Source organism: Thermomonas sp. (assembly GCF_025993755.1).
Classification (GTDB): Bacteria; Pseudomonadota; Gammaproteobacteria; order Xanthomonadales; family Xanthomonadaceae; genus Thermomonas.
Genome location: NZ_JAMQHN010000135.1, coordinates 1 through 13,382, shown reverse-complemented (window position 1 = coordinate 13,382; position 13,382 = coordinate 1). Strand labels below are relative to the sequence as shown.

The 13,382-nt window shown below is 68.4% G+C and carries 13 protein-coding genes, 1 tRNA gene and 1 pseudogene; 7 read left to right on the top strand and 8 right to left on the bottom strand.

Annotated elements, in window-relative coordinates; genetic code table 11:
- Window positions 1-1,233, bottom strand: a 1,233-nt coding sequence (locus Q0X16_RS09765; RefSeq protein ID WP_297833561.1) for an SUMF1/EgtB/PvdO family nonheme iron enzyme, incomplete at its 3' end; no start/stop codon positions are given.
- 107 nt (window positions 1,234-1,340) lie between these two features.
- Here Q0X16_RS09765 and rnd point away from each other — a divergent pair.
- Together rnd and Q0X16_RS09755 are read left to right on the top strand one after the other, a co-directional pair.
- Window positions 1,341-2,441 (top strand): ribonuclease D, encoded by a 1,101-nt coding sequence (gene rnd, locus Q0X16_RS09760; protein WP_297833560.1) that lies wholly within the window; start codon window positions 1,341-1,343, stop codon window positions 2,439-2,441.
- A 76-nt stretch (window positions 2,442-2,517) separates the two neighbouring features.
- Window positions 2,518-3,543: a histidine kinase gene (locus Q0X16_RS09755; protein ID WP_297833559.1), complete on the top strand. Its 1,026-nt coding sequence runs from the start codon at window positions 2,518-2,520 to the stop codon at window positions 3,541-3,543.
- 58 nt (window positions 3,544-3,601) lie between these two features.
- On the opposite strand, the gene Q0X16_RS09750 is transcribed toward Q0X16_RS09755, so the two are convergent.
- Both Q0X16_RS09750 and Q0X16_RS09745 read right to left on the bottom strand, forming a co-directional pair.
- The gene (locus Q0X16_RS09750) at window positions 3,602-4,375 is read right to left on the bottom strand and encodes a biotin/lipoate A/B protein ligase family protein (RefSeq protein WP_297833558.1); all 774 of its coding nucleotides are present in this window, start codon (window positions 4,373-4,375) and stop codon (window positions 3,602-3,604) included.
- Entirely contained in the window at window positions 4,372-4,668 is a 297-nt protein-coding gene (locus Q0X16_RS09745; protein WP_297833556.1) for a biotin--protein ligase, read from the bottom strand. The genes Q0X16_RS09750 and Q0X16_RS09745 overlap by 4 nt, the downstream gene beginning before the upstream one ends.
- A 133-nt stretch (window positions 4,669-4,801) precedes the next feature.
- On the opposite strand from Q0X16_RS09745, the gene Q0X16_RS09740 reads away from it, so the two are divergent.
- Window positions 4,802-6,178, top strand: a complete 1,377-nt coding sequence (locus Q0X16_RS09740; RefSeq protein WP_297833554.1) for a tryptophanase — start codon at window positions 4,802-4,804, stop codon at window positions 6,176-6,178.
- Between the two features lie 23 nt (window positions 6,179-6,201).
- On the opposite strand, the gene Q0X16_RS09735 is transcribed toward Q0X16_RS09740, so the two are convergent.
- The 4 genes from Q0X16_RS09735 to Q0X16_RS09720 are packed head-to-tail and all read right to left on the bottom strand — an operon-like array spanning window position 6,202 to window position 10,574.
- Complete coding sequence (locus Q0X16_RS09735) at window positions 6,202-7,158, bottom strand: glycosyltransferase family 2 protein (protein WP_297833552.1); 957 nt, start codon at window positions 7,156-7,158, stop codon at window positions 6,202-6,204.
- A 55-nt stretch (window positions 7,159-7,213) separates the two neighbouring features.
- Complete coding sequence (locus tag Q0X16_RS09730; RefSeq protein ID WP_297833550.1) at window positions 7,214-8,041, bottom strand: amidohydrolase; 828 nt, start codon at window positions 8,039-8,041, stop codon at window positions 7,214-7,216.
- Between the two features lie 37 nt (window positions 8,042-8,078).
- Entirely contained in the window at window positions 8,079-9,404 is a 1,326-nt protein-coding gene (gene msrA, locus Q0X16_RS09725; RefSeq protein ID WP_297833548.1) for a peptide-methionine (S)-S-oxide reductase MsrA, read from the bottom strand.
- Between the two features lie 21 nt (window positions 9,405-9,425).
- On the bottom strand, window positions 9,426-10,574 hold the full coding sequence (locus tag Q0X16_RS09720) for a pyridoxal phosphate-dependent aminotransferase (RefSeq protein WP_297833545.1): 1,149 nt from the start codon (window positions 10,572-10,574) through the stop codon (window positions 9,426-9,428).
- Window positions 10,575-10,752: 178 nt separating this feature from the next.
- On the opposite strand from Q0X16_RS09720, the gene ccmA reads away from it, so the two are divergent.
- The 3 genes from ccmA (at window position 10,753) to azu (ending at window position 12,778) form a co-directional block, all read left to right on the top strand.
- Window positions 10,753-11,397, top strand: a complete 645-nt coding sequence (gene ccmA, locus Q0X16_RS09715) for a heme ABC exporter ATP-binding protein CcmA (RefSeq protein WP_297833543.1) — start codon at window positions 10,753-10,755, stop codon at window positions 11,395-11,397.
- Window positions 11,394-12,065, top strand: a complete 672-nt coding sequence (ccmB, locus tag Q0X16_RS09710; protein WP_297833541.1) for a heme exporter protein CcmB — start codon at window positions 11,394-11,396, stop codon at window positions 12,063-12,065. Before ccmA ends, ccmB begins: the two co-directional genes overlap by 4 nt.
- 134 nt (window positions 12,066-12,199) lie before the next feature.
- The gene (azu, locus tag Q0X16_RS09705; protein ID WP_297833539.1) at window positions 12,200-12,778 is read left to right on the top strand and encodes an azurin; all 579 of its coding nucleotides are present in this window, start codon (window positions 12,200-12,202) and stop codon (window positions 12,776-12,778) included.
- 273 nt (window positions 12,779-13,051) lie between these two features.
- Here azu and Q0X16_RS09700 read toward each other — a convergent pair.
- A tRNA-OTHER gene (locus Q0X16_RS09700) sits at window positions 13,052-13,127 on the bottom strand.
- Between the two features lie 126 nt (window positions 13,128-13,253).
- On the opposite strand from Q0X16_RS09700, the pseudogene Q0X16_RS13300 reads away from it, so the two are divergent.
- Window positions 13,254-13,382: pseudogene (locus Q0X16_RS13300) on the top strand (DUF1153 domain-containing protein); the annotation flags it as partial.

Sequence of the window (13,382 nt, the reverse complement as noted above, 5' to 3'; positions counted from 1 at the left end):
GTAGATCATCGAATGGCCGCGCTGGCTGGCGCGGGTCTGATACCTCGTCGCCTGCACGAAGCGGCGGAATTCGCCCACCGTGATCTCGTGGCGCGTCATCGCAAAACCACGATCGAACTCGACCCGGTGCTGCGGCTGTTCGTCCGCCGAAGCGCCCGGCTCGTTCGCCGCGGCGCCCATCATGAAGCCGCCGCGGGCAAGCACGATCAGCGAGGGACCGCGACTGCCGTCCGGCATTGCGTCGCTGAACACCTCGCCCGGATAGAACAGGCCGTAATGACTGACCGTGTCGATCCGCTCGCGCAGGACGGACGTGGCGCGATCGCCGGGACGGGCGATCCGCAGCATGTCGACCAAGCGCTCGCGCGCGAACTGCAAGCCCGCAGGATCGGCCAGCGCGATCATGCCGGCATCGCCCAGCCGGCGAAGAGTGTCGACCCGCGCCGCTTCGACGCGTGCAGTGGCCACCGCCAGCGACCGTGCATCGTTGCGGACCCGCCGGGCGCGTTCCAGCGTCGCGTTGGCCGCGTCGAAATCGCCCGCCAGCGCCTGCGTCTGGGCCCGCGCGATCAGCACCGCCTCGATCGCGGCCATGCCCTGCCCCGCGTTCACCTGCCCCGGCCACAGCGCCTGCGCCGCACGGAAAGTCGCCAGCGCCCCGCCCGGATCGTCCAGTCGCCCGGCGCCCAGCAGGACATAGCCGCGGGCGATCAGGTCGAACGCACGCTCGGCGTGGCCCAACCTCCCGAGGTATTCCTGGACATCGCCTTCGCCGGGCCACAGCAACCGCAGCACCGTGCCCATGCGCTGTGCGAATCCCAGCGAGGCGGGATCTTCGCTGGCGGTCAATGCGGAATCGGCCTGCGCCAGCAGCGCGCTGCGCGCCTTGGCCAGCAGCGCCGCGTCGTCGGCGTTGTCCGGCTCCCGTTTGCGCAGCGCCAGCAACAGCGGAATGGCCGAGCGGTCGGTTTCGAACAGATCGCCGTTGGCCAGCGCCCGTCGTGCCGTCTGGCGCGCCCGCGCCGGGTCTTCGATCTTCACTTCCGGCAGGGACCAGCTGAGCACGCCGGCCAGCGCATCGTCGCCCTGGATGCTGACCTCGCCGTCACCGCGCGTCGTCGGTGCCGCCACGACCTGCGGTGGCGCGGCCGCGGACGCGGTCGCCGATCGTGCCTGCGGCGCCGGACCGCGACCGCAGGCTGCCACCAGCGCGAACATCGCAATCAACGGCACGCGGATGCGCAAACGATCACTCCATCGAAAACGCACCGCAAGGTGCACCGTGTGACGTTAGGGCATGGGCCAGCCCTCGGCAACTGCATCGCCCGCATAATGGGCGGATGACGCAATGGATCGACACCCCCGACGCCCTGCGCGAGCGCCTCGCGAATTCGACCGCAACGGTCGCCCTGGACACCGAATTCATCCGGGAACGCACCTATTGGCCGCAACTGGCGTTGGTGCAGATCGCGCTGGGGCAGGCCGGCGCGCCAACCGAAGCCGGCGAAATCCTGCTGGTCGATGCCCGCATCGAAGGCATGGGCGCGGCGCTTCTTCCGCTGCTGACCGACCCGGGCGTGCTGAAGCTGATGCACAGTCCGAGCGAAGACCTGGTCGCCTTCCAGCACGCCTGCGGCGCCCTGCCCGCGCCGCTGTTCGATACCCAGGCCGCCGCCGCGCTGGCCGGAATCGGCGGGGGGCTGAGCTACCAGAAGCTGGTGCAGGCGCTCACCGGGATCGCACTGGCCAAGGGCGAGACCCGTTCCGACTGGCTGCGGCGTCCGCTGTCTCCCGCCCAACTCGACTACGCCGCCGACGACGTGCGCCACCTGCATGCCCTGCACGCGCAGCTCGAAGGGCGGCTGGATGCGCTGGGACGAAGCGACTGGCTTGCCGAAGACAGCCTGCGCCAGCTGACCGCCGCCGCCGATCCGGACCCCGATCCCTGGCCGCATCTCGGCCTGCGCAGCGCGCGTTTCCTCGATGCCGAAAGCCAGCGCCGTCTGCTGCGCCTGCTGCGCTGGCGCGAGGCGCAAGCGCGCGCCAGCGACCGCCCGCGCGGCTGGATCCTCGACAACGAACTGGCGGTCGGCCTCGCCCGCCGTAACCCCGCCGATCGCAATGCCTTCGACGCGCTGCTGGATGCCGCCACCAAGGCACCGCGCGGCCTGCGCGATGCCCTCTGGAAGGCGCTGACCCAGCCGCTGGCCGATGAAACCCTCGCGCCGCTGGCCCACGACGACGAACCCGACCGCAAGCGCCTGCGCGCACTTCAGGAGGCCGTCGTGGCGCTGTCCGCCGAGCTGCAACTGCCCGAAGGCGTGCTTGCGTCGAGGCGGATGCTCGAACCCCTGCTCGACGGCGGCGACTGGAGCGGCGCCCTGGCCGGCTGGCGGCGCACCCTGCTCGAACCGCGACTTGCGCCGCTGCTGACTCCCTGAACGCCGCACGTCCCACGAACGATCGCCGCGTGGTTCAATCCCTTCACACGCCCCCTGACGAACCGGCACTTCGATCGTGAACGCGTCCGCCAATCCCCTCGCCGCCCTCTGGCGCCCTCCGGCGCTGTTGAGCGTGGTGCTGGGCGGCGAAGCGCTGGCCGCCATCATCGCGCTGGCGCCCGCGCAGAACGCGGACCGGCTGGTGCATTTCGGACTGGCCTCGCTGTGCGTGCAATGGGTCGCGATCGGAACGCTGTGCGCCTTGTACCTGTTGCGGCGCCCGCTGGGCCGGCTGCCGCCGCTGCGGCTGGCCTGGGTCTGCCTGATGCTGCTGCTCGGAATGAGCCTGCTGGTTGCCGCGGCGGCATGGAGCGTGATGGCCATGGGTGGCGCGCCCGACGTCAGCCGGATGCGCTTCGTGCTGCGAATGCTGGGAATCGCCCTGGTGGTTGGGCTGGTGGGTCTGCTGACCTACCAGAACTACTGGCAGTCGCGGCAGCTGGCGATCCGCGCCAAGCAGCTGGAACTGGAAGCGCTGCAGGCGCGCATTCGCCCGCACTTCCTGTTCAACACCCTCAACACCGGCGCGGCGCTGGTGCACCAGCATCCGGACGAAGCCGAGCGGGTGCTCCTGGACCTGGCCGACCTGTTCCGCAGCGCCCTGCGTGGCCCTCGCCAGATTCCGCTGGCCGAAGAGTTGGCATTGACCCACCGCTATCTCGAAATCGAGGCGCTGCGCTTCGGCCCACGGCTGCGGCTGGACTGGAAACTGGCCGACGATCTTCCCGACATCACGGTGCCTTCGCTGTCGATCCAGCCGCTGGCGGAAAACGCCATCCGCCACGGCATCGAGCAACTCCCCGGCGGCGGCCGCGTGGACGTGGAGGCCCACCGCTCGGCGGACGGCGTGGAGATCCTGATCCGCAACGACCTGCCCGCCGATGGTGCCGCCGGCAGCGGCCACGCCATCGGCCTGAGCTCCGCACGCGAGCGAATCATCGCGCTGACCGGCGGCCACGGCCGAATCGATACCGGCACCGAGGACGGCCGGTTCGTGGCACGGATATGGCTCCCGGGCAACCCGCTCATCGGCGGGTACTGATCGTAAACACATCGTGCAGGGCGGCAACTTGTTTCTGTCTGGCGGTGCGCATGCACCCCTACGCCACAATTCCCGTCCAGGTCGTCGTGCCGAATTTTTCCTGGACCAACTGCCTTGCACGCGCCATCGCGTCTTCGCGCACCGCGTCGTCACGCAGGCCGTGGGCCTGGCGGAAAGTGTCGACCATGCGGGCGATGACCGCCTCGCGCGGCAGGCCGGTCTGGCTGCGCAGCGGGTCGACGCGCTTGTTGGCGCTCTGGGTGGCCTTGTCGGAGAGTTTTTCGCGGCCGATGCGCAGCACCTGCAGCATCTTGTCGGCGTCGATGTCGTAGGCCATGGTGACGTGGTGCAGCACCGCCTTGCCGCGCCGCATCTGGGCGGCACCGGCGATTTTTCCAGCCTTGGAGGCAATGTCGTTGAGCGGCTGGTACCAGGCCTCGATGCCCAGCGAGCGCAGCGCGTCAAGCACCCAGGCGTCCATGAAGGCATACGACTGCTCGAACGACAGGCCCGCCACCAGCGATTCCGGCGCCGACAGCGAGTAGGTGATGGTGTTGCCGGGTTCAATGAACATCGCGCCGCCGCCGGTGATCCGGCGCACCACTTCGATGCCGTGGCGCCTGGCGCCCTCGGGATCGACCTCGTTGCGCAGCGACTGGAAGCGTCCGATCACCACCGCCGAGGACGCCCACTCCCACACCCGCAGGGTCGGCGGCCGGCGGCCGGCGGCCACCTCATCGGTGATCACCTCGTCCAGCGCCATGTGCAGCGCCGGCGACTGCGGTCCGTCGTGGATCAGCCGCCAGTCGAAATCGTTCCAGCTCGCGCTCACGCGATTCCTCCGTTGTCGATGGCGCGGCGCACGGCGACGGCGAAACCGTCCGCATCCACCCCGAACATGCGGGTACCGACCGGCAGGCAGCGCCGGACGATGCCGGCCAGCGCCTCCTGCTCCAGCCCGATCGACTGGCCCTGCAAGGCGGCGTTGATCGCAGCCAGTGCGAAATCCGGTTCGAGGAAGAAATCCCCGCTCACCGCCACATCGACCAGACGCCCGCCCGCGATGGCCACGTCGGCCACCACCAGCTTGCCGCCCGGCACCTTGTATTCGCCATGTCCGTGCATGTGCGCATTCTAGGCATATCAGCGTCCGCAGCCATTGACGCAGGACAGCCCGCGATTTGACAAACGGCCCTCACCTGTTTGCATCATTGCCCGCGGCCGCAGCTGGCGGCCGCCGTCGTTTCCGGAGACCGTCGTGGAATTTCGCACCATCATCGAACCCTTTCGCATCCAGTCGGTCGCGCCGCTGAAGATGACAACGCCCGAACACCGCCGCGAGGCGGTGGCCGAGGCCGGCTACAACCTGTTCAACCTGCATTCCGAAGACGTGCTGATCGACCTGCTGACCGATTCCGGCACCGGCGCGATGAGCCGCGACCAGTGGGCGGCGATCCAGCACGGCGACGAGTCCTACGCCGGCAGTCCGTCGTTCGACATCTTCCGCAACGCCGTGCAGACGCTGTTTCCTTACAAGCACGTGATTCCGACCCACCAGGGGCGCGCCGCGGAAAAAATCCTGTTCACCGTGCTCGGCGGCATCGGGAAGACCATCCCCAGCAACACCCATTTCGACACCACCCGCGCCAACATCGAATACACCGGCGCGCAGGCCTCGGACCTGGTGATCGCCGAAGGCCGCGACCCGTCGGCGTACCATCCGTTCAAGGGCAACATGGACATCGCCGCGCTGGATGCCTACCTGCGCGAGAACGCCGGCAAGGTGCCGGTGGTGATGATGACGCTCACCAACAATTCCGGCGGCGGCCAGCCGGTCAGCCTGGGCAACCTGCGCGAGGTCTCCGCGACCTGCAAAAAGCACGGCGTGCCGCTGTTCCTCGACGCCTGCCGTTTTGCCGAGAACGCCTGGTTCATCCGCCAGCGCGAACCCGGCCAGCAGGATCGCGAGGTCGCCGACATCGTCCGCGAGATGGCCTCGCTGGCCGATGGCATGACCATGAGCGCCAAGAAGGATCCGATGGGCAACATCGGCGGCTGGCTGGCGCTCAACGACGACGCCATCGCCGAGCAGTGCCGCAACCTGCTGATCCTGACCGAGGGCTTTCCGACCTACGGCGGGCTGGCCGGGCGCGATCTGGAAGCGCTGGCGCAGGGCCTGAAGGAAGTGGTCGACCACGACTACCTTCGCTACCGCATCCGCTCCACCGCCTATCTGGGCGAGGCGCTGCTGGCGTCCGGCATCCCGGTGGTCAAGCCGATCGGCGGCCATGCCGTCTATCTCGACGCGCGCGCGCTGCTGCCGCACATCCCGCCGCTGCAATATCCCGGGCAGGCGCTGGCGGTCGCGCTGTACGAGGCCGGCGGCATCCGCGGCTGCGAAATCGGTACGGTCATGTTCGGCCGCCATCCCGACGGCAGCGAAACGCCGGCGGCGCTGGATCTGGTGCGGCTGGCGATCCCGCGCCGTACCTACACGCAAAGTCATATCGACTACGTGATCGAGGTCTGCCAGCAGGTCGGCGCCAACGCGAAGGCGCTGCGCGGCTACCGGATCGTCCACGAGCCCAGGCAGCTGCGCCACTTCACGGCGCGCTTCGCGCCGCTGTCCGACTGATCCTCGCAGCGCGGCGCGACGGCTCAGTTCCGCGCCATCGCATCTGGTGCGATGGCGTGCTCGATGGCATCCAGATGCCGGGCCAGGGACTCGGGCACGTAGTTCCTGGCCACCGCCGCCGCCCGGAGTCTGGCGCTCCACGCGCGCCAGCGCTCGAATTCGGCAGCGCTGGCTTTGGGGATGCCGCTGGGCGGGGAGAACTTCGCGTGCAGCTCCAGTTCGGCGGCGCTGGCGTCGATGCCCAGCGCCTGCTGCAGGATTTCCCGCCACACGCCCAGCACGCCGGAATTGTCGAGGAACGCATTGCCGGTGAGCTGGCCGGCGTGGCGTCGATAACGCATCAGCACGCTGCCGGTATTGGCCACCGCCTGCACGCCGAACGCCTGCACGATGCGGTGAACCAGCAGCCAGTCCTCGCCGAGGCGCACGTCCGGCAGGATGATGGCCTCCAGCGCCGCGCGTCGGAAGGTGCTGGTGCTGGCATAGACCGGACAATGGAAAACCAGCGACGCGGCAATCTCCTCACCCCGCGTTGGCATGCGGATACGGTGGTCGCTGGAAAACGGCAGCGCGGCGTGGGCCGGCGGATGCCGCGGATCGGGAAACATCACCAGATCCCCGCCGACCATCTGCACCTTCGGGTCGCCCAGCCGTTCCAGCGCATCGACGAAGCGCCCCGGCGCGCACAGATCGTCGGCATCGACGCAGGCGATCAGCGGACTGCGCGCCAGCGCAAAGCCGCGCGCCCGCGCCGCACAGGCACCGAGGTTGCGCGGCTGGCGCAACACCGCGCCGGGCAGCCCGAAATCGGCCAGCGCCTGGCGGGCGCGCGCGCCACCGTCGTCGGTGGAAGCGTCATCGACCACGATGACCTGTTCCAGCCGGTCGATGCCATCGGCAGCGGCAATGGCGGCCACCGCTTCACGGACATACTCCGCCGCCTCGAACAGCGGCATCACCACGCCGAACGTCGCGGTCACGATCGGCCTCTTCCGGTTCGATACGCGGCGATGGACAACACGCCCACGCCGCGAGTCAGAACGTGTCGCCAGCCAGCAGGTGGCCTTCGACAACGGCGAAGCCGTCGGCATCGCGCAGCGCCGGGAAGCGCTCGCGGTGGGCCAGCAGTTCCCCAGCCTGCAACGTCGTGGTGCCCACGCCTTCGGCGTCGCCGGCGTCCAGCAGCGGATGGCCGAGAAAATCCACCACCGCGCTGTCGCCGGAATAGTGCAGGCCGTTGCCGTCGGTGCCGACGCGGTTCACGCCGATCACGTAGCACAGGTTCTCGATCGCCCGCGCGCGCAGCAGGGTCTTCCACGGATAGGCGCGCGCCGAAGGCCAGTTGGCCACGTACAGCGCAAGATCGTAGTCGGCCTGTCCGGTCTGTTCCGCATCGAAGCGGTTGCGCGAGAACACCGGAAAGCGCAGGTCGTAGCAGACCTGCAGCAGGACGCGCCAGCCTTTCCATGCCACCACCACGCGGTCGCGTCCCGGCGCGTAGCGTTCGTTCTCGCGCGCGAATGAAAACAGGTGACGCTTGTCGTAATGGGCGATCCGCCCGTCTGGGGTCGCGAACAGCAGCCGGTTGAACACGCCCTCGCCGTCGCGCAACTGCACGCTGCCGGCGACCGCCGCGCCCAGCGTCTGCGCCTGCGCGCGCAGCCAGGCCACGGTCGGCCCGTCCATGTCCTCGGCGCTGCCGATGGCCTCGTTGGAAAAGCCGCTGGTGAAGGTTTCCGGCAGCACCACGAGGTCGGTCTCACCGCGCAGCGGCGCAATCAACCCACCGTAGTAGTCGCGGTTGGCTTCGGGGTCGTGCCAGCGGGTTTCACCCTGGACGATGGAAACGCGAAGATCTTGCATTGGAGCTCCGGGAACGGAAGCCGAGGGCCGCGAAATCTCAGGCCGCGGCAGGATCGGGAACGAACTTCAGGACATTGCCGTTGATGCAGTAGCGCTTGCCGGTCGGCGGCGGACCGTCGTCGAAGACATGGCCGAGGTGGATGCCGGAACTGGCGCTGCGGACTTCGACGCGGTGCATGCCGTGGCTGTCGTCGGGCAGGAATTCCAGCGCGCCGGCCATCGGCTCGAAGAAGCTCGGCCAGCCGCAGCTGCTGTCGAACTTGGCGTCGCTGCGGAACAGCGGCCTGCCGCTGACCGGATCGAAATAGGTGCCGGGGCGATGTTCGGACAGGTGTGCGCCGGTGCCGGGAAGCTCCGTCCCGGCCTCAAAGGCGATGCGCTGCTGCTCGGGCGTGAGCAGCTGCGCGCCCAGCCAGCGCCAGAACGCCTTGGGGTCGCCGCCATAGCCGGTCTTGCGCGCCACCTCCGCGCCATCGCGGAACAGCACGACCGTGGGCGTGCCCAGCAGCGGGCCGGCCAGCGACCAGCCGGCGGGCGGCAGCGGAGCGCGGGTCTGCACGAAGGGAACGGCCGCCTTCCAGTCGCGCAGCACGTCCGCATCGAAACGCTCGCAGTAGGGGCAATCGTCCGCTTCATAGACGACCAGCTGCGCCGCCCGCGCCAGCGCTGCGCCATTCAGCCGCACCGCCTCGGGCACCGCCGCATCCAGCGTGTACGCCACGCCGGTGCCGCCCAGCCCGCAATAGCCGTCCGGATTTTTCAGCAGGTAATCCTGATGCGACTCTTCGGCGCGGTTGTAGTTGCGCAGCGGCAGGATTTCGGTGGTGATCCTGCCGAAGCCGGCCGCGGTCAGGGCGCGCTGGTAGACGTCGCGGCTCTGTTCGGCCAGCACCTTCTGCTCGGGCGTCGTGTAGTAGATCGCGCTGCGGTAGTTGCTGCCGATGTCGTTGCCCTGTCCGTCCACCTGGGTCGGGTCGTGCCCTTCCCAGAACGCAGCCAGGATTCCCATCGGTTCGGTGCGATTGGCGTCATAGCGCACCCGCACCACCTCGACGTGGTTGCGCGCGTGGCTGCGGCCGGCGCGGATCAGTTCCTCCTCGTGGAGCACGTCGCGATACCCCACCCGCGCCGCATCGCCGCCGGCATAACCGACTTCCACTTCCGCCACGCCCGGCACCGCGCGCAGGCGCTTCTCGGCGCCCCAGAAGCAGCCCATGCCGAAATACAGATCGTCCAGTTGCTTCGTTGTCACCGGTTTGGCCTCCGACAGCCCCCGCGCCTGCAGCGCCCGCCAGCCCAATAATGCCGCAGCGCCCGTCAACAGCACGGCAAGCAACAGGGCGATCGTTTTTTCGGTATGCAAAATGGCCTCCCGAAGACTTCGCTACAGCTTCTCCAGTCGTTCGATGGCAGCATCCATGGTGGCCTCGCTCTTGGCAAAGCACAGCCGCAGCAGGCGCTGGCCGGCCGGCGGCTCGGCGTAGAACGGCGACAGCGGAATGCCGGTGACCCCGTGTTCCACGGTGAGCCAGCGGGCGAATTCCAGATCCGGAAGATCGCTGACCGCAGAATAATCGACCAGCTGGAAATAGCCGCCCGGCACCGGCAGCGGCCGGAACCGCGTCTTCGCCAGCTGGGCGCGGAAACGGTTGCGTTTCTCCTCGTAGAACGCACCCAGGGTTTCGTAATGCTCCGGTGCGTTGGCCAGCATGTCGGCAAACGCGTGCTGGGCAGGCGCGAACGTGCAGAACACGTTGTACTGGTGAACCTTGCGGAACTCGGCCGACAGCGCCGGCGGCGCGATGCAGTAGCCGATCTTCCAGCCGGTGCAGTGGTAGGTCTTGCCGAAACTCGATATCACGAAGGCGCGCTGCCGCAGCGCCGGATAGCGCAGCACCGATTCATGGCGGGCACCGTCATAGACGATGTGCTCGTACACCTCGTCGCTGAGCAGGAAGATGCCGGTGTCGCGCAGCAGGCCGTCCAAGGTCGCCAGGTCGGAGGCGCCGAGCATGGCCCCGGACGGGTTGTGCGGGCTGTTGATCATCAGCAGCCGGGTTCTGGGCGTGATCGCGCGGCGCACCGCCTCCCAGTCGGGAGCGAAAGTCGCTGGATCCAGCGCGACGTGAACCGCGGTCGCACCGGCTAGGTCGATGGCCGGTTCGTAGCAGTCGTAGCAGGGGTCAAGCACGATGACCTCGTCACCCGGCCGCGCCACCGCGTGGACCACATCGAAGATGGCTTCGGTCGCGCCGCTGGTGACGGTGATCTCGGCATCGACATCCGGCCGCCAGCCGTAGCAGCGTTCGGTCTTGTCGGCGATGGCCCGCCGCAGCGCCGGGATTCCGCTCATCGGCGCGTACTGGTTGTGCCCCGCCTGCATCGCCTGCGCCAGCGCATCGACCAACCGGGACGGCGGCGGAAAATCCGGAAAGCCCTGGCCTAGATTGACCGCGCCGTGTTCGACCGCAAGCTGGGACATCACGGTGAAAATCGTGGTGCCGACCTTCGGCAGTTTGGTTTCGACCTGCATGCGCACATTCCGTTGGGCCCGGCCCGAGTCTAAGGCAACGCTGGTCAAGCCGGCGTTGCCAGGCCCATCGATGGTGCGCCTGTCCACCGCACCCGCACGCACCCGATCCCGCGCGTGCCTTGCCCATTGCCGCCACATGGCATGTCGGGACGACGCATGCCGGTAGAATCCACGGCCGATGAGCGATTCTTCCGCCGCCCCGCCCCTGCTCGCCGCGCACGGCCTCGCGTTCTCACGCGACGAGGTCCCGGTATTCGGCCCGCTGGATTTTTCCGTCGGCCACGGCGAAGCGCTGCTGGTGCAGGGTGCCAACGGGGCCGGCAAGACCACGCTGCTGCGGGTGCTGGCCGGACTGCTGCGCGCCGGCGCCGGGACGATCACGCTGCGGGACGCCACCGCCGACCCCGCCTTGCGCGCCCGGCAGATCGCCTATCTCGGCCATCTGCCCGGGCTGAAGGCCGACCTGAGCGCCCTGCAGAACCTGCGCTGCCTGTGCGGGCTGCACGGCCAGCGCAAGGGTCTGGCACAGGAAGCGGCGCTGGCTTTGGTCGGGCTGGGCGGCTTCGAGGACGCACCGCTGCGCACCCTGTCGGCAGGCCAGAAGAAGCGCCTCGGACTGGCTCGCCTGTGGCTGTCGCCCGCTCCGCTGTGGCTGCTCGACGAGCCCTACGCCAACCTCGATCTGGAAGGGATCCGGCTGGTCAACCGCATGGTCGAGGCCCACCTCGGGGAAGGCGGCGCGGCGCTGATCACCACCCACGGCGCCTACGCGGCGCCGCCGGTGCGTACCCGACTGCTCGAACTGTCCAGGCCCGCCGGATGATGCTGCAGGCCGCCCGCGCCCTGATGCTCCGCGATGCGCAATTGCTCTGGGCGCGACGCGGCGACGCCCTGCAGCCGGCATTGTTCGCGCTGCTGACGGTGGTGCTGTTCGCGCTGGGCCTGGGCGGCGAAGCCCGGGCTCTGGCGCCGGTGGCCGCCGCCGTGCTGTGGCTGGCGGTGTTGCTGGCCGGCCTGCTGGCGCTGGACGGTCTGTTCCGCGGCGACATGGAAGACGGCTCGCTGGAGCAGTGGATGCTGGCCCCGGTGCCGCTGTGGTGGCTGGTGCTGGTTCGCACGCTGATGCACTGGCTGACCACCGCGCTGCCGGTCATCGTCATCGTTCCGCTGCTGGGCGAACTGCTCTACCTGCCGCATGCACAGCTGCCGATCCTGATGCTTTCGCTGCTGCTGGGCACGCCGATCCTGAGTCTGCTGGGCGCGGTGGTGGCCGCGCTCACCGTCGGCATGCGGCGCGCCGGCATCCTGCTGGCCCTGCTCGCCCTGCCCTTGTACGTTCCGGTGCTGGTGTTCGGCGCCGGCGCGGTGGCCGCCCACGCCCAAGGCCTGGACGCCAACGGCGCACTGCTGCTGCTGGGCGCCGGGCTGGCGCTGGCATTGCCCCTGGCGCCGATGACCGCCGCAGCTGCACTGCGGATCGCGCACGACTGAACGGCGCGACAGCGCCGCGCTCCACAAAACTGAATGCGCTTGAGCCAAGTCAATGCGGCCTTAACAAACCGCCTCGGACAATATCCGCGCTGGCCCGGATCGGGCCGGTTCAACATATCAACGGAGTACTCCCAATGAAGTTCCGCCAGATTCTCCTCACCAGCGCCGTGGCGCTGGCCCTGTCCGCCTGTGGTGGCCAGTCGCCCGCACCGGCCGCCGACACCGCTGCTCCCGCAGCCGACGCCGCCCCCGCAGCCGAAGCCGCTCCGGCCGATGCCGCACCGGCTGAAGCGGCGCCGGAAGCCGCAGCCGCCAGCAAGCCGGCCGTGGTCGAAAACTGCGCCACGACCATCGAGGCCAACGACCAGATGCAGTACAACGCCGACTCGATCACCGTGCCGGCCAGTTGCGCCCAGTTCACCATCAACCTCAAGCACGTCGGCACCATGGGCGCCAACGTCATGGGCCATAACGTCGTCATCGCCGCCCAGTCCGACATGGAAGGCATCGACCAGGACGGCGCCGGCGTGACGCCGGATCACGTCAAGGCCGACGACGCCCGCGTGATCGCCCACACCAAGGTCATCGGCGGTGGCGAATCCACCTCGGTCACCTTCGACGTGGCGAAGATCAAGGACGGCGGCCCCTACAAGTTCTTCTGCAGCTTCCCGGGCCACATGACCCTGATGCAGGGCAGCATCCAGGTGCAGTAATGCTTCACCGACGTCGGGTCATTGCCTGACGTCGATCGCCTCTGCCAGGGCCGCGCGCAAGCCGGCCCTGGTTTTTTTTGGCGCTGTTCGCATTGAGGGAAATGGAGAATCGTGCCGGTGTTTCCGCAGAGGACACCTGGCGCGTGGGCGATAGGTTTGTCCGAGTCAGCTCGCGATGCTAATCGCGCGAGGTAACGCAGGACGCCCGGGATGCCGCTACGGCATGCGTGAAATTGTGGGTGTTCTTGATTTCGTGGGGAAGGCATGAGACCCAGGCCGGGGGCTGGATTCGAACCAACACTAAGGGACTGACGCCCCTCTCGGCTACCTGACGCGAGTCTACCCGGCCCGGGCGAGGCAACAATAACGCCGCGTGATGGATTTTGGAACCTTAACGGGAACACCCTCATGCACGTGGGGGGTGTAATGACCCAGTAATTTCCTGCTCAGGTGCTACCTTTCCAAGGAGAGCACGATGAGCCAAGTGATGGACGAAGAGATCAAACTATGGACAGCCCGGCGAAAGTCGGCGCTGGTGCTGGAGATCATCCAGGGCAAGACGACGGTGGCGGAGGCAAGCCGGCAGTTCGACCTGACGCCCTCG

Excerpts from the sequence above, each read along its gene's own strand:
- rnd (WP_297833560.1), top strand. The coding sequence starts at position 1,341 with ATGACGCAATGGATCGACACCCCCGACGCCCTGCGCGAGCGCCTCGCG.
- Q0X16_RS09745 (WP_297833556.1), bottom strand. The coding sequence starts at position 4,668 with ATGCACGGACATGGCGAATACAAGGTGCCGGGCGGCAAGCTGGTGGTG.
- Q0X16_RS09730 (WP_297833550.1), bottom strand. The coding sequence starts at position 8,041 with ATGCAAGATCTTCGCGTTTCCATCGTCCAGGGTGAAACCCGCTGGCAC.
- Q0X16_RS09720 (WP_297833545.1), bottom strand. The coding sequence starts at position 10,574 with ATGCAGGTCGAAACCAAACTGCCGAAGGTCGGCACCACGATTTTCACC.
- ccmA (WP_297833543.1), top strand. The coding sequence starts at position 10,753 with ATGAGCGATTCTTCCGCCGCCCCGCCCCTGCTCGCCGCGCACGGCCTC.
- ccmB (WP_297833541.1), top strand. The coding sequence starts at position 11,394 with ATGATGCTGCAGGCCGCCCGCGCCCTGATGCTCCGCGATGCGCAATTG.
- azu (WP_297833539.1), top strand. The coding sequence starts at position 12,200 with ATGAAGTTCCGCCAGATTCTCCTCACCAGCGCCGTGGCGCTGGCCCTG.